We start from the raw sequence: 20,198 nt of genomic DNA, 5'->3' as shown, positions 1-20,198 counted from the left end.
TGAGTCTAGGAACGTGGGCGGGCCTCAGTCGTGAGCGCGCGCCGCGAGCCGCCATCCGTCCTCCCCTCGCTCGACGTAGCCGGTGCGCTCCAGCGCCACGAGCGCGGTCTGCACCTCCAGCAGGGCGACCCCCGCCGCACGCGCGACCGAGTCGACTGCCGCGCCCTGGAAGAGCGGCACGGCGTCGAGCACCTGCTGCTGGCGTCGGGTCAGCCGGTCCCGGGAGCGCTCGCGGCCGCGTGGGGTCTCGGCCAGGTGCTCCCCGGCCGCGCCGAGCACCTCCAGCACGTCTGCCCCGGAGGTGACCAGCGTGGCGGCGCCGCCGCGCACCAGCTCGTGCACGCCCTGGGAGGAGGCGCTGGTGACCGGACCGGGCACCCCCATCAGGTGCCGGTTGAGGCGCGAGGTCCAGGTGGCGGTGTTGAGGGCGCCGCTGCGCACCGCCGCCTCGACGACGACGGTCCCCTCGGCCAGGGCGGCGATCAGCCGGTTGCGGGCCAGGAACCGGATCCGGGTCGGCGCACAGCCCGGGGGCGCCTCGGAGACGACCGCGCCCTCGGCGGCGAGGAACTCCAGCATCGCCCGGTGCGCGACCGGGTAGGCGCGGTCGACGCCGCACGCCAGCACCGCGACGCTCGGCCCGTCGGCGGACACCGCGCCCCGGTGGGCCGCGTGGTCGATGCCGTACGCCGCACCGGACACCACCGCGTAGCCCTCCCGCCCCGCGATCGCGGAGATCTCGGCGGCGACGGCGGTCCCGTAGGTGGTGGCGGAGCGGGAGCCGACGACCGCGACCGGGTGGTGCAGCGCGTCGAGGCGCAGCGGGCCGCGGACCCACAGGCCGACCGGTACGCCGCCACGACGGTGCAGCGGCTCGACGCCGGCGAGGTCGTCGAGCTGGGCGGGCCACTCCTCGTCGCCGGGGACGACGAAGCGCAGCCCGAGGCGCTCGGCGCGCTCGAGCTCGGCGACCGGGTCGCACGCGGCGAGCCGGGTCGCCACGTCGTCCTGGAGCCCGTCGCTGCCGCGGCCCTCGAGCAGCCGGTCGCGCAGCACGACCGGCCCGAGCTCGGCGAGGAGGCCGCTCAGCCGCGGCTCCCCCGGCTCGGTCAGGCGCGACAGCGCGGCGCGGGCGAGGCGCTCCTGCTCCGGCGCGCTCATCCGGCGCGCACCTCGATCACGTCGAGCGCCAGCGGCTCGCCCAGTCGCAGCTGGAGGGCGGCCGCGACGTCCTCGGCGCCCGGGCCGGGGCCGGGGCGCACCGCGCCGCTGCGCACCGCGGCGAGGTCCATGACGCTCAGCGCCAGCCGGTGCACCCGGACCGCGCCACGCGCGGTGAGCCGCCCGGCGTAGATCCGGTCGTCCACCAGCCGTTGGGCGGCCGCGTCCAGCGGCCACTCCTCGCGCAGCACGGCCCCGGGGACGTGGGCGTTGAGCCGCCACGCGAGTCCGGCGTACCGCTCGGCCTGGCGGCGCCGTGCGGCATGCACCCGACGCCGGATCACCGCGGAGGACTCCCGGACCGCGAAGCGGTGGTCGTCGTGCGGGGTGAACGCCGGCACGTGGCGCACGATGTCGACGCGGTCCGCGACCGGGCCGGTGACCTTGGCCCGGTAGTCGCGGCGCCGCACCTCCGGGCACTGGCAGCGGTTGGTGCGCGCGCTGACGGTGTACTCCCCGCACGGGCACGGGTTGCACGCCAGCACCACGATGCCGCGCGCGGGGAGCCGGACCTGCTCGTCGGTGCGGGCGATCACGATGTCGCCGCTCTCCAGGGGCTGGCGCAGCGCCTCGATGACGTCGCTGCGGAAGAGCGGGAACTCGTCGAGGAACAGCACCCCGCCGTGGGCCAGGCTCACCGCGCCGGGGCGCACCTGCCCCGACCCACCGCCCACGATGCTGGTCTTGCTGGCGTCGTGGTGCGGTGCGGAGAACGGCGGGCGCACGAGCATCCCCTGGTCGGGGTCGAGGGTGCCGGCCAGCGAGTGCAGCGCGGTGAGCTCGAGGGACTCCTCGGGCTCGAGGTCGGGCAGCACCGAGGGCAGCCGCTCGGCGATGCTGGTCTTGCCCGCGCCCTTGGGCCCGGACAGCATCAGGTGGTGCCCGCCGGCGGCCGCGACCTCGAGGGCGTAGCGGGTGTCCTCCAGCCCCATCAGGTCGGCCATGTCGACCTCCTCCATCCGGGTCTCCCCGCGCCAGGTCAGCAGCCGGGAGCCCGAGGACGTCACCACCGGCGGCGCCTCGGGCACCACCTCGCCGCGCAGCTCGGCCACCACCTGGGCCAGCGAGCGCATGCCGAGCACCGAGGTGCCGGGCACCATCGCCGCCTCCTGGGCCTGGGGCTCGGGCACGAACACCCGGCGCAGCCCGCGCGCGGAGCCGGCGAGCACCATCGGCAGCACCCCCTGCACCGGGCGCAGGGCCCCGTCCAGGGACAGCTCGCCGATGAACAGCGCGTCCTCCAGCGACTGCGGCGGCACGCACCCGGCGGCGGCCAGCAGGGAGACCGCGATCGCGAGGTCGAAGTGGGTGCCGGACTTGTGGAGGTCGGCGGGTGACAGCAGGATCGTGATCCGCTTCGTCGCCGGCCAGGGCAGCGAGGAGTTGATGATCGCCATCCGCACCCGGTCACGGGACTCGTTGAGCGAGACGTCGGGCCGCCCCACCATCGTGGTGCCCACCTGGCCGGGCGAGACGTCGCTCTGCACGTCGATCACGTGCCCCAGGGCGCCGCGCAGCGACACCGTGCGCGCGGTGGCGAACGGCATCAGCCGATCCCGGCGACGTGCTCGACCACCGAGGCACCCTTGCGCGGGCGCAGCACGGCGACCAGGTCGACGCGGATGTCCACCGGTCCGATGCCGCGCGCCTGGCGCCAGCGCTCCCCCAGCCTCTGCAGGCGGGCGAGCTTGACCTCGTCGACCGCCTCGTGGGGCGTGCCGCGCTCGGTGCTGGAGCGGGTCTTGACCTCGCACACCACCAGCACCGGGCCGTCGCGGAGCACCAGGTCGATCTCGCCGGCGTCGCAGCGCCAGTTGCGGTCGAGCAGGACCATGCCCCGCTGGGTGAGGTGGCGCACCGCGAGGGTCTCGCCGTAGTGCCCGAGGGCAAGGTTGCGGGCTGCTGTCGTCGTCATGGGCTGACCTCCTGCCGTCAGCCTCCGTGCCTCCGGGCCCCGTGCCGCGATCCCGCGGCCGCGCCTGTGGAGACAGCGCGCGGGCGGAGCGCCTGTGGACGCTCAGCGGCCCGGCGGCCGCCACCGGGTCAGGGCTTGGGCGGGTCGATCTCGGAGGGGCTGAGCTCCTCGACGTTGACGTCCTTGAAGGTCAGCACCTTGACGTTCTTGGCGAAGCGGGCGGGGCGGTACATGTCCCACACCCAGGCGTCGGTCATCGAGACCTCGAAGAACACCTCGCCGGCCTCGGTGCGCGCCTTCACGTCGACCTGGTTGCACAGGTAGAAGCGGCGGTCGGTCTCCACGACGTACTTGAAGATGCCGACGACGTCGCGGTACTCGCGATAGAGGGTGAGCTCCATCTCGGCCTCGTAGCGCTCGAGGTCCTCGGTGCTCATCGCGTCTCCTCCAGGCTCGGCCCCGCCGCGACCGACAGGATCTCGCCATTGTGCCCCGGCTCCTCGACCACGAGGCCCGCGGCCCGCCGGACGTTGACGAACCGCATCCGGTGGATCGGACAGGGGCCGTGCTCGCGCAGCGCGGCGGTGTGGGTGCGGGTGATGTAGCCCTTGTGGGTCTTGAAGTCGTACGCCGGGTACTCCGCGTCCAGCCCGGTCATCAGCCGGTCGCGGGTCACCTTGGCGATCACCGAGGCGGCCGCGACACAGGCCGCGACCCGGTCGCCCTTCCAGATGGCGAGGTTGGGCACGCCGAGCCCGTCGACGGGGAACCCGTCGCTGAGCACGTACGCCGGGCGCACGTCGAGCAGCGCGACCGCGCGGCGCAGCGCCTCGACGTTGGCGACGTGCATGCCCAGCCGGTCGCACTCCTCGTGCGAGACCGCGACCACCGACCAGGACAGCGCCCGGGCCACCACCTCCTCGTAGCAGCGCTCGCGGGCCCGCTCGGTGAGCAGCTTGGAGTCCGCGAGCCCCGGCACCACGCCGCTGCGCCCCGGCCGCAGCACGACGGCGCCGGCGACCAGAGGCCCGGCGCAGGCACCGCGGCCGGCCTCGTCGACGCCGGCGACCGGGTCGAGGCCGTGACGGGCCAGCGCGCGCTCGTAGCCGTACATCCCGGCGTCGCGCCGCACGGTGACCCCGCGTGGCAGGCGGCTCACGGCGCGGGCACCTCGAGGAACACGTCGGTGCCGCCGCCGAGGTCGAGGCGGTCCAGCGGCCACACCACCGCGGCCAGCTTGCCGACCACCAGGTCGACGTCGACGTACGGGTCGGACTCACAGCCCACGGCCCCGGGCGGGCAGAGCCGATAGGAGGAGTCGGCCGAGTGCGCCCGGTTGTCGCCCATCACGAAGAGCTGTCCCTCGGGCACCGGGCCCGCGCTCCACGTGCAGTCCGGCGGCATCGGCCCGAAGCAGCCGTCGGCGTCGGGGCGGGCGTAGGGCTCGACGATGATCTCCCCGTTGACCTCGAGGCGGCCCTCCCCGTCGCAGCACACGATCGTGTCCCCCGCCGTGCCGATGACCCGCTTGACCAGGTGCCCGCCGGTCGGCTGGAGCCCCAGCCGGGTCAGCGCACCGCTCAGCACGCCGCCGTCCCCGCCGGTGTCCCCCAGCCAGCCGCCCGGGTCGGCGAACACGACCACGTCGCCGCGCTGCGGCGAGCCGAACCAGTACGACGCCTTCTCGACCAGGATCCGGTCGTCCTCGACCAGGCCGGGCTCCATCGACTCCGAGGGGATGTAGAACGGCTGGATCAGGAAGGTCTTGATCAGTGCGGCCGCCACCAGCGCGACGACGCCCACGACGAGGACCTCGTGCCACCAGCGCAGCCGGCGCCGCCGAGACGACGAGGACCGCGAGTCCCCGGGACCGACATCGTCGGCGGGAGGGGTCTCGCGGTCCTCGGTGGTCACGCGTCGATCCTAGGAACCGGCCCTGAGGGCAGGCCCCGACGGGATCAGAACTCGCGGCGCTCCTTGATCTTGGCGGCCTTGCCGCGCAGGTTGCGCAGGTAGTACAGCTTCGCGCGACGCACGTCACCGCGGGACACGACCTCGATCTGCTCGAAGATCGGGGAGTGCAGCGGGAAGGTGCGCTCCACACCGACGCCGAAGGAGACCTTGCGGACGGTGAAGGTGCGGCCGATGCCGGCACCGTGGATGCGGATCACGACGCCCTGGAAGATCTGGACACGCGAGCGGCTGCCCTCGATGACCTTCACGTGGACCTTGACGGTGTCGCCGGCGCGGAAGGCCGGGACGTCGTCGCGCTTGGCGGCGTTGCCGAGCTCGGCAAGGATGTTCGTCATTGTGTCTCCTCGCGTGTGCCACAGGTCAGACGCGGTTCGGTGGTGCTGGTGGGTTCGCGGCTCAGCTGCACCGGCGGGCGGTGCGGTGGTCGGTGGCGCCGGTCCCCCTGTGGCAGGATCCCGCGCGGGCCCTCCGTGTGTGCCTCGGAGCTGCCCTTCGACCGACTGGCCGACGAGCCAGTCTGCCACACGGTGCTCAGCGCCCGGAAATCCGCCTGCGGACCGGCTTGGTCATCACCACGGCGCCCTCGGGGGCCTCCACGTCGCCGCGCACCCGGAAGCCGGCCTTGCGGTACATCCGCTGGTTCTCCGCGCTGTGCACGCCGGTGAACAGCACGTAGGTCGTGGCGTCGGGGTGGGCGACCGCCTGGGCGTGCTCGAGCAGCATGCGACCCAGCCCGCGGCCCTGCAGGTCGGGGGCGACCATCAGCCGCCCGATGTCCCAGTCGGTGCCGCTCAGCCGGCCGCGGACGCCTCCGACGAGGCGTCCGCCCGCGCGCACGACGTAGGTGTCCCAGGTGGCCAGGTCCGCGCGCACGTCATCGAGCGACTCGTGCAGCGGCGGGATCGCCAGGGAGTCGTTGGCCAGCGCCTCCTGCACCCAGCAGGCGCGCTGGAGGACCAGGATCTCGGCGGCGTCCCCGAGGGCCGCCGGGACGATCTCCCACTCCCCCGTCGCCGCGCTCGCGTGCAGCAGGTCCGGGCGGCGTTCGGCGGTACGCCGCAGCGCCTGCTCGTGGCGCCAGGTGGCGATCCGGCCGTGGTCGCCGGAGAGCAGCACCGGGGGCACCTCGTGCCCGCGCCAGGCGGCCGGCTTGGTGTAGACGGGGTACTCCAGCAGCCCGTCCTCGTGGGACTCCTCCACCAGGGAGGCGGCGTTGCCCATGAAGCCGGGCAGCAGGCGCACGACCGCCTCGGTCACCGCGAGCGCGGCCACCTCGCCGCCGTTGAGCACGTAGTCGCCGATCGAGATCTCGCGGACCTCGGTCAGCGTGCGGGCATGGTCGAGCACCCGCTGGTCGATGCCCTCGTAGCGCCCGCAGGCGAAGACCAGTCGCTCACGGGTGGCCAGCTCGCGCGCCGTGGCCTGGCTGAACGGCTCCCCCGACGGCGTCGGGACCACCAGGGTCGCGCCGGCGAGGTCGAGCTCGTCGAACGCCTCTCCCCACGGCTCGGGCTTCATCACCATCCCCGCACCCCCGCCGTACGGCGTGTCGTCGACGGTGCGGTGCCGGTCGTGGGCCCACGAGCGCAGGTCGTGCACGTGGATCTCGAGCAGGCCCGAGGCGACCGCCTTGCCCGGCAGCGAGAGCTGCAGCGGGGCGAGGTAGTCGGGGAAGATCGTCAGGTAGTCCAGGCGCACGCCGGCTCAGCCCCGCCCGTCGCCGTGCTTCCCGGGCTCGCCCGGCTCGTCGTCGGGCAGCGGCGTCACCAGGCCCGGGCGGTCCGCGACGACGACCCGGCGCGCAGCCAGGTCGACCTCGGGCACCAGAGCCTTGACGAACGGCACCAGCGTGTCGCGACCGTCGGGGGTGCGCACCATCAGCAGGTCCTGGGCGCCGTGGGTCAGACCGGTCACCTCGCCGAGGTGGGTGCCGTCGAGGTCGCAGACCGCGAGCCCGATCAGCTGGTGGTCGTAGAACTCGTCGGGGTCCTCGGGGGTGGCGTCGACCGGGATGTCGGCGTGCAGCACGCTGCCCCGGGCCGCCTCGGCGGCGTTGCGGTCGCCGAGCTCGGCGAAGGTCACCAGCAGCACCTGCTGGTGCCAGCGGAACCGCTCGACCCGCAGCGCGCGCAGGCGTGACTCCGAGCCCCTCGGGGGCTCCGCCCGCAGCACGGTCCCGGGGGCGAAGCGGCGCTCCGGCTCGTCGGTGCGGACATCGACGGTGACCTCACCGCGGATGCCGTGCGGCTTGCCGATACGGCCGACCACGACCTCGATGGTCTCCAAGGCGTTCTCTCTTCCAGACATCGTCAGGGGTGGCCGGTGTCGGCCGGGGGTCCGGCCGCGAACGGCCGGAAAATGCAGCACGGGTGCCGCGCCTCGCGGCGCGGCACCCGTGTCGGTGCTCCGTCGGCCTCCGCTCAGCGGCGGCGGTCGACGTCGACGAAGTCGATCCGGGCGCCACCCTTGCCGGCGAGCGCCGCGATGACGGTCCGGAACGCCGAGGCGGTGCGCCCGCCTCGACCGATCACCTTGCCGAGGTCGTCGGGGTGGACCCGGACCTCGAGGATCGATCCGCGACGCATCTGCTTGTCACGGACGGAGACGTCATCGGGGTGCTCGACGACCCCGCGCACGAGGTGCTCGAGAGCGTCGGCGAGCATGGCGCTCAGGCCTCGCCCTTGGTCTCGGCGGTCTCCGCCTCGACGGTGGCGTCCTCAGGGCTCTGCCCGGCCTTGACGTCGGCAGCCGGAGCGTCCTCGGTCTTCGCCTCAGCCTTGGGCTCGTCCTTCTTGGGCTCGTCCTTCTTGGCCTTCTTGGTGACGGCCTCGGCCGCCGCGGCGCCGTGCGCCTCCTTGAGGGCCTCGTTGAAGATCTCGAGCTTGTCGCGCTTGGCCTCGGCCACGCGCAGGGTGCCCTCGGTGCCCGGCAGGCCCTTGTGCTTCTGCCAGTCGCCGGTGATCTTGAGGATGGCCTCGACGGCCTCGGTCGGCTGCGCGCCGACACCCAGCCAGTACTGCGCCCGGTCGGAGACGACGTCGATGAACGACGGCTCCTCCTTGGGGTGGTACTTGCCGATCTCCTCGATCACACGACCGTCGCGCTTCTTGCGGGAGTCGACGACGACGATGCGGTACTGCGGAACCCGGATCTTGCCGAGGCGCTTCAGACGGATCTTGACGGCCACGTTTGTGGTGTCTCCTTGGAATCGTGAATGGGTGACGGCCTCGTCTCCAGGTGGGGACCGGGCCTTGGCCGCCGATGGCACTGCATCGCCCGGGGTGAGAGGGTCCCGGGCGCACAGGACTCAGCAGAACATGATGCCAGACACCACGTCACCACCGAAATCCGGCCGCGTGCGCGATCTGTCCATCTCGACGCCGCCGCTGCCACCGTACGCCGCCGGGCAGGTGTCCCCCCAAGTTCGGGCCCCGGCTCGTTCCCCAGATCGGCGCTGCGAGTCAGGCGGTCTCGACCACCCGGCCCCGCAGCACCACGCACGCCGGTCGGTAGAGCACCGACAGGTCGGCGAGCGGGTCCGCGTCGTACACGACGAAGTCGGCGGGGGCGCCCTCCTCCAGGCCACTGTTCCAGCCCAGCCACTCCCGGGCCCGCCACGAGGCGGCACCCAGCACGTAGTCGGCCGGCAGCCCCATCTCCACCATCGCCAGCACCTCGCCGGGCAGGTGCCCGTGGCGTGCCGGCCCGCCGCCGTCGCTGCCGACGTACATCGCCACACCGGCCTCGTGGGCGCTCATCAGGACCTCGCGCCGGCGCGCGTAGAGCTCATCCATCGTCGCTGCGTACGCCGGGAACCGGGCGCGGCCGTCGCGGGCGAACTCCGGGAACTTCGCGGTCTGCATGACCGTCGGCACCAGCGCCACCCCGCGCGCGGCCATCTGCTCGACCTGGTCGAGCGCCAGGCCGGTGCCGTGCTCGATGCAGTCGATGCCCGCGTCGAGCAGGGCGGGGAGCACGTCGCGCCCGAAGCAGTGGGCGGTGACCTTGGCACCGTGCTCGTGGGCGGCGGCGATCGCGGCGGCGAAGGCCTCATCGGGGAAGGACGGCTTGAGGTCGCCCGCCTCGCGGTCGATCCAGTCCCCGACCAGCTTGACCCAGCCGTCCCCGGCCTGCGCCTCGCGCGCGGTGCAGGCGACGAGGTCCTCAGGCTCCACCTCGTGGCCGTAGTCGCGCAGGTAGCGGCGGGTGCGGGCGATGTGGCGACCGGCGCGCACCAGGCGCGGCAGGTCCTCGCGCTCGTGCACCCAGCGGGTGTCGGCCGGCGAGCCGCAGTCGCGCAGCAGCAGGGCGCCCACCGCGCGGTCGGCGAGCGCCTGGCGCTCGGTCTCCTCGTCGCTGACCGCGCCGGTGTCCTCGAGACCGAGGTGGTTGTGGGCGTCGACCAGGCCCGGGACGATCCAGCCGCGGGCGGCGGTCTCGGCGCCGGGTTGGCGCTCGAAGGTGATCCGCCCGTCCACGACGTAGACGTCGCGCGTGTCGCCGTCGGGCAGGACCGGTCCGCTGAACCTGAGTGCCGTCATGGCCCGGACGCTATCGCGCGTCCGGGCCACGACGGGACCATGACTGGCTGGTGCTCAGTCGGTCCTCACTGGGGGTTCAGCGGTGTCCCCCGCCGTGACCGTGGTGGCTGCGGGTGCGGAGCCCCCAGCCGTAGCGGTACAGCGGGTCCTGGCCGTCACCGACGTTGATCGGCTCCTGGTCCAGCGAGCGCGGCCAGCTCACCGAGAGCCTGCCGGTGAACGGGCGACGTCCGAACAGCACGTCGGCCACCCCGGCGCCCTCGCTGCCCGGCAGCCAGGAGGCGACCAGCGCGTCGATGTCGGCCAGCAGCGCCGGGTCGATGACCATCGGACGGCCCGAGACGACCACGACGGTGCAGGTGCGGGCCGCGGCGCACACCGTCTCCACCGCCGCCTGGTCGGCGTCGTTGAGCTCCATGGTCTGCGGCGGGCGCAGCACCCCGTTGTCACCGGGGTCGAAGCCCCACTGGGGACCGCCGACGTCGCCGAAGCCCTCGGCGTACGGCGTCTCCCCCACGACCACGACGCCGTGGGCGCCGCGCGGGACCGGGGTCGAGGCCGTCTCGCTGAAGGTGACCGGCCCGCGGGCCGCCTCGCGGATCCCGTCGAGGATCGTGTCGCCGGGGATCACGTTGGTCGACCCGCCCTGCCAGGTGAGGGTCCAGCCGCCGGCCTGGTTGCCGATGTTGTCGGCGTTGCTGCCGGCGACGTACACGGCGCCGCCGCGGGTGGCGCCGCGCTTGCTCGCCTTGCCCGACCCGCGGGTGGCGGCCGGGAGCGGGAGGGTGCGCTGGCGGTTGCGGAGCAGGACCTGCGACTTCGCCACGGCCTCGCGGGCCACGGCGCGGTGCTGCCGGCTGCCGATCTCGTCGAGGTTGCGGCGGTCGGTGAAGGGCCGCTCGAAGAGCCCGAGGTCGAACTTGGCGGTCAGGATGCGGCCGACCGCGTCGTCGATCCGCTCGGTCGAGACGGTGCCGTCCTCGACCAGCGCGACCAGGGTCGGCACGAAGTCGCGCCACGCCGTCTCGGTGCCGGTGGCGGGCTCCATGAACATGTCGACGCCGGCGTTGACCGAGGTCGCGACCTGGGTCGGGTAGTCGCCGGGGATCTGGTGGATGCCGCGCCAGTCGGAGATCACGAACCCGTCGAAGCCGAGCCTGCCCTTGAGCACGCCGGTGATCAGCTCCTCGTGGGCGTGCATCTTCAGCGGGTTGCCGAGGCCGTCGTCTGTCCAGTCGACGCTGGAGAAGGACGGCATGACCGAGCCGACGTCGTGGCGACGCACGGCCGGGACGTACGGCGTGAGCGCGAGGCGGGCGAACTCCGCCCGGGAGACCTCGGTGATCCCCTGGTCGATGGTGTAGTCGCCCTCGCCGGTGCCGAAGGTCGTCAGGCCGTCGCCGGCGAAGTGCTTGGCGGTCGCCAGCACCCGGTCGGAGCGGCGCAGGTCCCGGTCACCCCGGCCCTGGAGGCCGTCGATCGCGGCGCCACCGAGCACCGCCGCGAGGCGCGGGTCCTCGCCGAAGGACTCATACGTGCGACCCCAGCGGTCGTCGCGCGCCACGCAGACGCACGGGGAGAAGTTCCACTGCGGCCCGCTCGCCCGGGTCTCCTCCGCCGTCACCTGGTTGATGCGCTCCACCAGCCGGGCGTCACGGGTGGCGCCGAGGCCGATGTTGTGCGGGAAGACCGTCGCGCCCTGGAGGTTGCCGTGGCCGTGCACGGCGTCCACGCCGTACAGCAGCGGGATGCCGAGCCGGGTGTCCAGCGCGGCCCGCTGGAACTCATCGACCATGTCGGCCCAGCCGGCCGGGGTGTTGTCGGCCGGCACCGACCCACCGCCGGACAGCACGCTGCCCAGGCCGTAGGTGGTGATCAGGCTCGGGTCGGCTGCCACGTCGGCCCGCTCGGCCTGCGCCATCTGGCCGACCTTCTCCTCGATGGTCATCCGCCTGAGCAGGTCGGCGACCCGCTTGCGGGTCGGCAGCGACGGGTTGCGGTACGCCGGGCGGCCCTTGCCCGGCGCCTCGGCGGCGCTCGACGTGGCGGTGCCGGCGGCCTGCGCCGACGCGCCCGTGGACGTGACCGCGAGGCCGCCGGTGGCCAGCAGCGCCAGTGACAGCGCGGCCGCGGCCAGCGGTCGGCGCCGTCGTGGCGCCCGGGTGCGCGGCGGTGGGACCGGTGTGGTGTGCAGCGTCATGAGGGGCCTCCTTGCCCGATCAAGAACGACGGGCGTGGGTCCCGCCCGTCGACGCGCCCTGGCACGTGCCTCACCTTCCGGCGGCGATTCCGCCGGGGTCAATGCGGAACTCGGCGTCTCACCCGACTTGTTAGTTCACGCCCCGCACGAATCGGCCTACAGTGCCGAGGTGGCCCGCCCCGCTCCCGGGGACCGCCTCCGGGCGGCCAACCGGCGTGCCGTCGTCGCGCTCCTCGCCGCCGAGGGGCCGATGAGCCGCGCCGACATCGGCCGGCGCACCGGCCTGGCGCGCTCCACGGTCTCGGTGGTCGTGGCCGACCTGATGCGCGCCGGCGAGGCCGTGGAGTCCACCGCCCGCGGGGTGCCGCACAAGGGCGGCAGCGGGCGCCCGCCGGTGCTGCTGGAGATCGGCACCCCGCCGGGCACGGTGGCGGGCGTCGACATCGGCCACCGGCACGTGCGGGTGCTGCTCGCCGACCGCGGGGGGACGCTGCTCGCGGAGGACCACGCCGAGGTGGACGTCGACCCGGCCGGTGCTCGCTCCCTCGACCTCGCCGCCGCGATGGTGCGCGGGCTCGCCGCCCAGGACCGCGACGCCGGGACCCTGCTCGGCGCGGGGCTGTGTGTGCCCGCCCCGGTCGATGCCGCGACAGGACGGATCCGCTCGGGCATCCTGCGCGGGTGGCGGGGGCTGGCCCCGGCGGCCGAGCTGCGCGATCGGCTCGCGGTCCCGGTGCGCGCCGACAACGACGCCAACCTCGGCGCCCTCGCCGAGCTCCACCACGGCGCCGGGCGCGGCACCGCGGACCTGGTCTACGTCACGATCGGCAGCGGGCTGGGCGCCGGTGTCGTGCTCGGCGGGCGCCTCCAGCGCGGCGCCAGCGGCATCGCCGGGGAGATCGGCCACGTGCGCGTGGTCGACGACGGCGCGCTGTGCCGCTGCGGCAACCACGGCTGCCTGGAGACCCGGGTCTCCGCGCCCCGGCTGCTCGAGCGGCTCCAACCGGCGTACGACGAACGGCTGACCGCCGCCCGGGTGCGCGAGCTGGACCTGCTCGGCGACCCCGGCGTCGCGCGCGTGCTCGCCGACGCGGGCCGGGCCGTGGGCAGGGTGGTCGCCGACCTGTGCAACGTCCTCAACCCCGGCGCGGTGGTGCTCGGCGGGGTGCTGGGGGCGACCGCCTCCACCGTCTCGGGCACCCGCGAGGCGATCGACCGCTTCGCCCAGCCGGGGGCGGCCAGCGCCGTCCGCGTGGTGGCCGGCGAGCTGGGTGACCGCGCGGAGGCGCTGGGCGCCGTGGCGCTCGCCAACGCCTGCCTGTCCGCCCATCCCTGACCCGCCCCCGGGTCGCAGGAGGGTCAGATATGAGAGAGCAGCCAAGAGGGGCTGAGGACCTGGGCGACGGCGGAGGCGGTGGCGCCGAGGGCGCGGTCCGCGGTGACGACGGTGACCCGGCGGCCCCGCTCGGCCGCGGCACGCGCCTCGGCCAGGATCGTCGCGTCGCCGTCGCGCGGGGCGTGCACGGTGCGGACGTGGGCGTCGCGGCCGGGGCGCACCCCGCCCTTGGCCTGCCCCTCCAGCACCAGCACGACCTCGTCGTACGCCGTGTCGCCGACCAGCAGCCGTTCGTGCAGGCGCTTGGCGGCGCCCGCGCGGTCCTTCCACCAGCCGTCCGGGTTGGCCCCGACGACGTTGGCGGCGTCGACGACCAGCACCGTGCTCACCGCACGCTCACTTCAAGAACTTGGAGAAGTCCTTCGGCAGGTTCAGCGCGGCAGCCGCCTGCTCGTAGTCCAGGTCCTCGCCCGCGGGCTTGCCGAAGGGGTTCGCGGCGGCGGCCGGGCGCTCGGCCTGGGCGGCCTTCTCCTGCGCCGCCTTGGCCGGGTTGCCCGACACGCGCTTCTTGCCCTTCTTCGCCTGCTTGGCCTGCTTCGCCTTCTTGCCCGGGCCGGGCATGCCCGGGATCCCCGGCATGCCGGGCATCCCCGGGATCCCGCCGCCACGCGCCATCTGCATCATCATCTTGCGCGCCTCGAAGAAGCGGTCGACGAGGTTGTTGACGTCGGAGACCTGGCGGCCCGAGCCCTTCGCGATGCGCGCGCGGCGCGAGCCGTCGATCATCTTCGGGTTGGCCCGCTCGGCGGGGGTCATCGACTGGATGATCGCCTGGATCCGGTCGATCTCGCGCTCGTCGAAGTTCTCGAGCTGGTCGCGGAACTGACCCATCCCGGGCAGCATGCCCATGATCTTCGACATCGAGCCGAGCTTGCGGACCTGCTGCATCTGCTGCAGGAAGTCGTCGAGGGTGAAGTCGCCCTTGCCCGAGAGCTTCTCGGCCGCCTTCATCGCCTGATCGGCGTCGAAGGTCTTCTCGGCCTGCTCGATCAGGGTCATGACGTCGCCCATGTCGAGGATGCGCGAGGCCATGCGGTCGGGGTGGAAGAGGTCGAAGTCGGTCATCTTCTCGCCGTTGGAGGCGAACATGACCGGCTTGCCGGTGAGCGAGCGGATCGAGAGCGCCGCGCCACCGCGGGCGTCACCGTCGAGCTTGGTGAGCACGACGCCGTCGTAGCCCACGCCGTCGAGGAACGCCTGGGCCGTGGTGACGGCGTCCTGGCCGATCATCGCGTCGACGACGAAGAGGACCTCGTCGGGGTTGACCGCGTCGCGGATGTCGGCGGCCTGCCGCATCAGCTCCGCGTCGACGCCGAGGCGGCCCGCGGTGTCGATGATGAGCACGTCGTGGAGCTTGCGCTTGGCCTCGTCGAGGGCCTCGCGGGCCACGGTGACCGGGTCGCCGACGCCGTTGCCCGGCTGCGGCGCGAACACCGGTACGCCGACCCGCTCGCCGTTGACCTGGAGCTGGTTGACCGCGTTGGGCCGCTGGAGGTCGCAGGCGGCCAGCATCGGCGTGCGGCCCTGCTCCTTGAGCCACAGCGCGAGCTTGGCGGCCAGCGTCGTCTTGCCGGCACCCTGGAGGCCGGCGAGCATGATGACGGTCGGACCGGTCTTGGCGAAGCGCAGGCGCCGGGTCTCACCACCGAGGATCTCGACGAGCTCCTCGTTGACGATCTTGACGATCTGCTGGGCGGGGTTCAGCGCCTGGCTGACCTCCTCGCCGCGGGCACGATCCTTGACCGCGCCGACGAACTCCTTGACGACCGGGAGGGCGACGTCCGCCTCGAGCAGCGCGATGCGGATCTCGCGCGCGGTGGCGTCGATGTCGGCCTCGGAGAGCCGGCCCTTCCCCCGGAGGTTCTTGAAGGTGTCGGCGAGGCGGTCGGAAAGAGTGGCGAACACGAAAGGTGGTCCTCGGTCCTGTGGGTGGGTGATCAGCGCAAATCCTAACGGGCGCACGCGGATCCGCCGCCCCGGCGCGACGAACCGACCTGCGGGGCCGCGCGGGATACCCGTCCCGCAATGCGACGTAGGTCACAATGACGTCGTCGAAACGGCACCTGGAGGACGCATGGAGACCACGACACCCACCCCGCACGCCGACCGGCCGCGCTCCCCCGCTCCCCGCGGGCGTCCGAGGCCGCTCTCGATCCTCGTCTGGGTGCTCGTCGCCGTCGTCGGCGCGGCGTGCTGGACGGTGCTCGCCCTCACCCGCGGCGAGGAGGTGTCGGCGCTGTGGATCCTGTTCGCCGCCTTGGCGTCGTACGCGATCGCCTATCGCTTCTACTCCCGCTTCATCGCCCGCCGGGTGCTGGAGGTCGACGACACCCGGGCCACCCCGGCGGAGCGGCTCGACGACGGCGTCGACTTCGAGGTCACCGACCGCCGGGTGCTGTTCGGCCACCACTTCGCCGCCATCGCCGGCGCCGGACCGCTGGTCGGACCGGTCCTGGCCGCGCAGATGGGCTACCTGCCCGGCACCATCTGGATCGTCGTCGGCGTGATCCTGGCCGGTGCCGTGCAGGACATGATCGTGCTGTTCTTCTCGATGCGCCGCGACGGCAAGAGCCTCGGGCAGATGGTGCGCGACGAGATTGGCGTGGTGGGCGGCACCGCCGCCCTGATCGCGGTGTTCGCGATCATGATCATCATCCTGGCGGTCCTCGCGCTGGTCGTGGTCAACGCCCTGGCCGAGTCGCCGTGGGGCGTGTTCTCGATCGGCCTGACCATCCCGATCGCGCTGTTCATGGGTGTCTACCTGCGCTTCCTGCGCCCCGGGCGGGTGCTCGAGGTGACCGCGATCGGCGTGGTGCTGCTGCTGCTGGCGATCATCGGCGGCGGCTACGTCGACGGCACCTCCCTCGGTGACGCGCTGACCCTGTCCCCCGAGACCCTCACCCTGTGCCTGGTCGTCTACGGCTTCATCGCCTCGGTGCTGCCCGTGTGGACCCTGCTCACCCCGCGCGACTACCTCTCGACGTTCATGAAGGTCGGCGTGATCGTGCTGCTGGCGATCGGGTTCGTCCTGGCCCGCCCGGTGATCCAGGCCGACGCGGTGACCAGCTTCGCCCGCGACGGCAACGGCCCGGTCTTCGCCGGAGAGCTGTTCCCGTTCGTCTTCATCACCATCGCCTGCGGCGCCCTGTCCGGCTTCCACGCCCTGATCTCCTCGGGCACCACGCCCAAGATGATCGCCAAGGAGAGCCAGGTCCGGATGATCGGCTACGGCGGGATGCTGATGGAGTCCTTCGTCGCCATCAGCGCCCTGATCGCCGCGGTCGTGATCGACCAGGGCATGTACTACGCGATGAACAGCCCGGCCGGGGCCACCGGCGGCGACTTCGCCTCCGCCGCCGAGTTCGTCACCGGGCTCGGCTTCACGATCACCCCCGAGCAGCTCCAGGCGGCCGCCGCGGCCGTCGAGGAGCAGACGCTCGTCTCGCGCACCGGCGGGGCGCCGACGCTGGCGTTCGGCATCTCGCAGATCTTCGAGGACGCCTTCGGCGGCGGGCTGGCGGCGTTCTGGTACCACTTCGCGATCATGTTCGAGGCGCTGTTCATCCTCACCGCCGTCGACGCCGGCACCCGGGTCGGCCGGTTCATGCTGCAGGACACCATCGGCAACGTGTGGACGCGCTTCGGCGACACCTCCTGGAAGCCCGCGGCGTGGGGCGCCAGCGCGGTCGTCGTGGCGGCGTGGGGCTCGATGCTCTACATCGGCGTGAGCGACCCGCTCGGCGGCATCAACCAGCTCTTCCCGCTCTTCGGCATCGCCAACCAGCTGCTCGCGGCGATCGCGCTCACGCTGTGCGTCACCCTGCTGATCAAGCACGGCAAGCTGCGCTGGGCCTGGGTGCCGGGCATCCCGCTCGTGTGGGACCTGGTGGTCACGATGACGGCGAGCTGGCAGAAGGTGTTCTCCGACGACCCGGCGATCGGCTACTTCGCCCAGGCCGACCGCTACCGCACGGCCCGTGACGCCGGCGAGGTCCTGGCGCCGGCCGCCGACGCCTCCCAGATGGACCAGGTGGTCTTCAACTCCACGCTCAACGGCGTGCTCCAGGCGACCTTCGCGGTCCTGGTCATCATCGTGGTCGCCAACGCCGCGCTGATCTGCGTGCGCGCCGCCCGTGCCGGAGGGCTGCCGACCACCGAGGTGCCCTACACGCCCTCGCACATCGTGGCCCCCAGCGACTTCTTCGCCACCGCGGAGGAGAAGGCGGCCGTGCGCGAGTGGGAGCAGTCGCGCCGTGAGGACCCGACCCGCCTCGCCGGTGACCCGCGATGAGCGCCCCGCGGACGACGACCGGCCGCGGCCCGCTGCGCCGGGCCGCGGCCGGGCTGCGGTGGTACCTGCGCGAGGTCAGCGGCGAGTCCCGCTGGGACGACTACCTCGAGCGGTGCGCCGCCGACGGCCGCACCCCGATGTCGCGCCGGGAGTTCGAGCGCCACCGGGCCGACCTGCGCGAGCACCAGCAGACCGGCCGCTGCTGCTGACCCCACCTCCGCGCGTCGACGCCATGGGCGCCGACGCGCGGAGGTGCGGGGGGCTAGTGCGAGGGAGGGGGATCCCCACCGAGCGCGGCGCGTACGGCGTGCGCGGCCTGGGCGGCCCGGGAGTCCGACAGCACGCCGGCGCCGGCCTCCTGGAGGTAGAACACGTCGACCGCCTGCGGCCCGAGGGTGTCCACGTGGGCCGAGCGCACCGCCACGTCGAGGCGGGCCAGCGCAGCGCAGACGAGGTAGACCACGCCGGGTCGGTCGTCGGCACGCACCTCCAGCACGGTCGCCTGCGCCGATGCCTCGGGTCGTACGGCGACGTTCGGGGCCAGCGTCTGGCGGGCGGACTGGCGCGAGAGCCGCGGCTGCGGGTCGAGGCGGCCCTCGAGGATCGCCTCGTAGCGCTCCCGCAGCAGCGCCGGGTCCAGGCCCTCCCCGTCCAGCTGCCACACGCTGACGCCGTAGTGGTCCTGGGCCCACGCGCGCGCCGCCCGCACCGGCAGCCGCTGGAGCGCGAAGGTCGCCGCGACGTCGGCGAGCAGGCCGACCCGGTCCGGGGCGATGACGGTGACCCGGGAGCCGTCGCGCACCGGCTCGATGTCGAGCACCAGCCGGCCGCGAGCGGCCTCGCGGGGCAGCACGATCTCCTCGCCGACCACCCGCGCCGGGGAGGGCTCCCCCTGCAGCACCCCGCGCACCCGCCGGGTCAGGTCGCGCACCAGCCCGGCGCGCCAGGTGGTCCAGGCCTGCGGCGCGGTGGCCCGGGCGTCGGCCTGGGTCAGCGCGGCCAGCAGGTCGAGCGCCTCGGCGTCGCGCAGCCGGTCGGCGACCAGGGCGACCGTCGCCGGGTCGTCGGGGTCGCGGGTGGTCGCGGTCTCCGCGAGCAGCAGGTGCCAGCGCACCAGGCGGGCCACCAGGTCGACGGCGTCGTCGTCGAAGCCCATGCGGGCCGCGATCGTCCGCGCGATCGGCTCCCCCGCGACGCTGTGCTCGGTCAGGCGGCCCTTGCCGATGTCGTGCAGCAGCGCGGCGACCATCAGCACGTCGGGACGGTTGACCTCGCGGATCAGCGCCGAGGCCTCGATGCACGTCTCGACCACGTGCCGGTCGACGGTGAAGCGGTGGATCACCGAGGCGTGCGGCAGCAGCCGGATCGCCTCCCACTCGGGCAGCAGCGAGCCGAGCGCCCCGGTCTCCTCCAGGGTCTCCCAGACCGGGAGCAGCCCGGGGCCGGCAGCCAGCAGGCGCACCATCAGGTGCCGGGCCTCCTCGGGCCACGGGGCGGGCAGCGGCGCGCACTCGCGCGCCAGCCGGGCGGCGGTGAGCGGTGCCAGCACCAGGTCGCGCTCGGCGGCCACCGTCGCGGCCCGCAGGAGCAGCAGCGGGTCCTGGTCGGGGCGCGCCGCCTTGGTCAGCACGACCTCGGCCCGCGACACCGCGACCCCGGGCGCCACCGGCACCAGCGCGGGGCGTCGTACGCCGACCGCGGTGGGCTGGGCGATCCGGGCGTCGACGCGCCGCCAGGAGAGCCGCGAGAGGTGGGTGATGCGGCGGCCCAGCTCGCGCACGTGCACCTGCGCGGCCCGGGCGTCGGCCAGCCCCAGGCCCTCGGCCAGGTCGGTCCACATCTCCGGGGCGATCCGGTCGGAGGCGCGCCCGGCGAGGCCCTGCACGAGGTCGCGGACGTCGAGCAGGGCGCGGCGACTCTGCTCGAGCTCGACGTGGGGCACGTCGACCAGCCAGGTGGCCAGCAGCGCCTTGAGCACCCCGGCGTCGCGCAGGCCGCCACCGGCCTCCTTGACCTCGGGGACCGAGAGGTGCGCGAGCTCGCCGACGCGACGGTGCCGGTCGCCCACCATGCGCTGGAGCTCGGGAAGGCGGCGCAGCGCGCCGCGGCGCCACTGGGCCAGCACGTGGGTGCGCAGGCGCAGCGTCAGGTTCGGGTCGCCGGCGAGGTGGCGCACGTCGAGCAGGCCGAGCGCCACGCGCAGGTCGTCCTCGGCGGCGGCCTGCACCTCCGGCAGGGTGCGCACCGCGTGGTCGACGCGGGCGCCGGAGTCCCACAGCGGGTACCACACCTGCTCGGCCAGCTCCCCCGGCTCGACGCCCTCGTCGCAGACCAGGACCACGTCGAGGTCGGAGTGCGGCGCCAGTTCGCCGCGGCCGTACCCGCCCACCGCGACCAGCGCGACGCCCGTGTCGGGCCCCCCGCAGGCGGCGTACGCCCGGGCGCACAGGGCGTCGGCCTCGGCCGTACGACGGGCCCGCTCGGCTGCGGTCACGAGAGCGGTCCCGGGGTTCCTGCGGGGCGTGCGCTGCCGGGGTTCATCAGGGGTGGTCTCCTCGGAGGGGTCGGAGGGAGGGTCGGAGGGCGGAGCCGCTGCTGCCCGCCCCGGGCACCCAGTGCCCGATGGCGGGGCAGGACGCACCACGGCCCGACCCCCAAGG

Annotated in this window: 19 protein-coding genes; 3 read left to right on the top strand and 16 right to left on the bottom strand. The window is 73.9% G+C overall.

All coding sequences use genetic code 11. The features are described 5' to 3' along the window. Positions 1-24: 24 nt before the first annotated feature. The 13 genes from dprA to HBO46_RS06265 all read right to left on the bottom strand — a co-directional run bounded on the left by dprA (position 25) and on the right by HBO46_RS06265 (position 11,851). Entirely contained in the window at positions 25-1,161 is a 1,137-nt protein-coding gene (gene dprA, locus HBO46_RS06325) for a DNA-processing protein DprA (RefSeq protein WP_166140345.1), read from the bottom strand. Beyond that, positions 1,158-2,768, bottom strand: coding sequence for a YifB family Mg chelatase-like AAA ATPase (locus HBO46_RS06320; protein WP_166140344.1), 1,611 nt, complete (start codon positions 2,766-2,768; stop codon positions 1,158-1,160). The genes dprA and HBO46_RS06320 overlap by 4 nt, the downstream gene beginning before the upstream one ends. Further along, on the bottom strand, positions 2,768-3,136 hold the full coding sequence (locus HBO46_RS06315) for a YraN family protein (RefSeq protein ID WP_166140343.1): 369 nt from the start codon (positions 3,134-3,136) through the stop codon (positions 2,768-2,770). Before HBO46_RS06315 ends, HBO46_RS06320 begins: the two co-directional genes overlap by 1 nt. A gap of 128 nt (positions 3,137-3,264) precedes the next feature. Continuing rightward, entirely contained in the window at positions 3,265-3,573 is a 309-nt protein-coding gene (locus HBO46_RS06310; RefSeq protein ID WP_166140342.1) for a DUF2469 domain-containing protein, read from the bottom strand. Next, positions 3,570-4,295, bottom strand: coding sequence for a ribonuclease HII (locus HBO46_RS06305; RefSeq protein ID WP_166140341.1), 726 nt, complete (start codon positions 4,293-4,295; stop codon positions 3,570-3,572). The genes HBO46_RS06310 and HBO46_RS06305 overlap by 4 nt, the downstream gene beginning before the upstream one ends. Further along, the gene (lepB, locus tag HBO46_RS06300) at positions 4,292-5,050 is read right to left on the bottom strand and encodes a signal peptidase I (RefSeq protein ID WP_224769406.1); all 759 of its coding nucleotides are present in this window, start codon (positions 5,048-5,050) and stop codon (positions 4,292-4,294) included. Before lepB ends, HBO46_RS06305 begins: the two co-directional genes overlap by 4 nt. Positions 5,051-5,094: 44 nt before the next feature. After that, entirely contained in the window at positions 5,095-5,445 is a 351-nt protein-coding gene (gene rplS / locus HBO46_RS06295; RefSeq protein ID WP_166140340.1) for a 50S ribosomal protein L19, read from the bottom strand. Positions 5,446-5,641: 196 nt separating this feature from the next. After that, positions 5,642-6,808: a tRNA (guanosine(37)-N1)-methyltransferase TrmD gene (gene trmD, locus HBO46_RS06290; protein ID WP_166140339.1), complete on the bottom strand. Its 1,167-nt coding sequence runs from the start codon at positions 6,806-6,808 to the stop codon at positions 5,642-5,644. 6 nt (positions 6,809-6,814) lie between these two features. Next, complete coding sequence (rimM, locus tag HBO46_RS06285) at positions 6,815-7,396, bottom strand: ribosome maturation factor RimM (RefSeq protein ID WP_224769405.1); 582 nt, start codon at positions 7,394-7,396, stop codon at positions 6,815-6,817. Positions 7,397-7,530: 134 nt separating this feature from the next. Continuing rightward, positions 7,531-7,773: an RNA-binding protein gene (locus tag HBO46_RS06280; protein WP_166140337.1), complete on the bottom strand. Its 243-nt coding sequence runs from the start codon at positions 7,771-7,773 to the stop codon at positions 7,531-7,533. Positions 7,774-7,778: 5 nt separating this feature from the next. Beyond that, positions 7,779-8,297 carry a 30S ribosomal protein S16 gene (gene rpsP / locus HBO46_RS06275; protein WP_166140336.1) on the bottom strand — a complete coding sequence of 173 codons (519 nt, stop codon included), beginning with the start codon at positions 8,295-8,297 and terminating at the stop codon, positions 7,779-7,781. A gap of 274 nt (positions 8,298-8,571) precedes the next feature. Then, the gene (locus HBO46_RS06270) at positions 8,572-9,651 is read right to left on the bottom strand and encodes an amidohydrolase family protein (protein WP_166140335.1); all 1,080 of its coding nucleotides are present in this window, start codon (positions 9,649-9,651) and stop codon (positions 8,572-8,574) included. 76 nt (positions 9,652-9,727) lie between these two features. Then, entirely contained in the window at positions 9,728-11,851 is a 2,124-nt protein-coding gene (locus HBO46_RS06265) for a glycoside hydrolase family 3 protein (RefSeq protein ID WP_166140334.1), read from the bottom strand. A gap of 169 nt (positions 11,852-12,020) precedes the next feature. Between HBO46_RS06265 and HBO46_RS06260 the strand changes: the two genes are divergently transcribed. Then, positions 12,021-13,187, top strand: coding sequence for an ROK family protein (locus tag HBO46_RS06260; RefSeq protein ID WP_224769404.1), 1,167 nt, complete (start codon positions 12,021-12,023; stop codon positions 13,185-13,187). Between the two features lie 23 nt (positions 13,188-13,210). Here HBO46_RS06260 and HBO46_RS06255 read toward each other — a convergent pair whose 3' ends face one another. Next, positions 13,211-13,576 (bottom strand): hypothetical protein, encoded by a 366-nt coding sequence (locus HBO46_RS06255; protein WP_166140333.1) that lies wholly within the window; start codon positions 13,574-13,576, stop codon positions 13,211-13,213. 7 nt (positions 13,577-13,583) lie between these two features. Beyond that, a complete protein-coding gene (ffh, locus tag HBO46_RS06250; RefSeq protein ID WP_166140332.1) occupies positions 13,584-15,152 on the bottom strand; it encodes a signal recognition particle protein in 1,569 nt (522 codons plus the stop codon). Between the two features lie 169 nt (positions 15,153-15,321). Between ffh and HBO46_RS06245 the strand changes: the two genes are divergently transcribed. Together HBO46_RS06245 and HBO46_RS06240 are read left to right on the top strand one after the other, a co-directional pair. After that, entirely contained in the window at positions 15,322-17,538 is a 2,217-nt protein-coding gene (locus tag HBO46_RS06245) for a carbon starvation CstA family protein (protein ID WP_166140331.1), read from the top strand. Beyond that, positions 17,535-17,747, top strand: coding sequence for a YbdD/YjiX family protein (locus HBO46_RS06240; RefSeq protein WP_166140330.1), 213 nt, complete (start codon positions 17,535-17,537; stop codon positions 17,745-17,747). Before HBO46_RS06245 ends, HBO46_RS06240 begins: the two co-directional genes overlap by 4 nt. A 53-nt stretch (positions 17,748-17,800) precedes the next feature. Here the strand turns inward: HBO46_RS06240 and HBO46_RS06235 are convergent, their stop codons facing one another. Continuing rightward, positions 17,801-20,179 carry a [protein-PII] uridylyltransferase gene (locus HBO46_RS06235; RefSeq protein WP_224769488.1) on the bottom strand — a complete coding sequence of 793 codons (2,379 nt, stop codon included), beginning with the start codon at positions 20,177-20,179 and terminating at the stop codon, positions 17,801-17,803. Positions 20,180-20,198 lie beyond the last annotated feature (19 nt).

Origin of the sequence: Nocardioides ochotonae (assembly GCF_011420305.2) — a bacterium.
Classification (GTDB): domain Bacteria; phylum Actinomycetota; class Actinomycetes; order Propionibacteriales; family Nocardioidaceae; genus Nocardioides; species Nocardioides ochotonae.
Note: the sequence above shows the minus strand (reverse complement) of the source record. Positions and strands in the feature narration are given on the sequence as shown.

Bases quoted from the DNA above. Each gene is read 5' to 3' on its own strand.
- rplS (WP_166140340.1), bottom strand. From the start codon at position 5,445: ATGACGAACATCCTTGCCGAGCTCGGCAACGCCGCCAAGCGCGACGAC.
- HBO46_RS06320 (WP_166140344.1), bottom strand. From the start codon at position 2,768: ATGCCGTTCGCCACCGCGCGCACGGTGTCGCTGCGCGGCGCCCTGGGG.
- HBO46_RS06310 (WP_166140342.1), bottom strand. From the start codon at position 3,573: ATGAGCACCGAGGACCTCGAGCGCTACGAGGCCGAGATGGAGCTCACC.
- dprA (WP_166140345.1), bottom strand. From the start codon at position 1,161: ATGAGCGCGCCGGAGCAGGAGCGCCTCGCCCGCGCCGCGCTGTCGCGC.
- HBO46_RS06270 (WP_166140335.1), bottom strand. From the start codon at position 9,651: ATGACGGCACTCAGGTTCAGCGGACCGGTCCTGCCCGACGGCGACACG.
- HBO46_RS06315 (WP_166140343.1), bottom strand. From the start codon at position 3,136: ATGACGACGACAGCAGCCCGCAACCTTGCCCTCGGGCACTACGGCGAG.
- HBO46_RS06265 (WP_166140334.1), bottom strand. From the start codon at position 11,851: ATGACGCTGCACACCACACCGGTCCCACCGCCGCGCACCCGGGCGCCA.
- HBO46_RS06240 (WP_166140330.1), top strand. From the start codon at position 17,535: ATGAGCGCCCCGCGGACGACGACCGGCCGCGGCCCGCTGCGCCGGGCC.
- HBO46_RS06280 (WP_166140337.1), bottom strand. From the start codon at position 7,773: ATGCTCGCCGACGCTCTCGAGCACCTCGTGCGCGGGGTCGTCGAGCAC.
- HBO46_RS06245 (WP_166140331.1), top strand. From the start codon at position 15,322: ATGGAGACCACGACACCCACCCCGCACGCCGACCGGCCGCGCTCCCCC.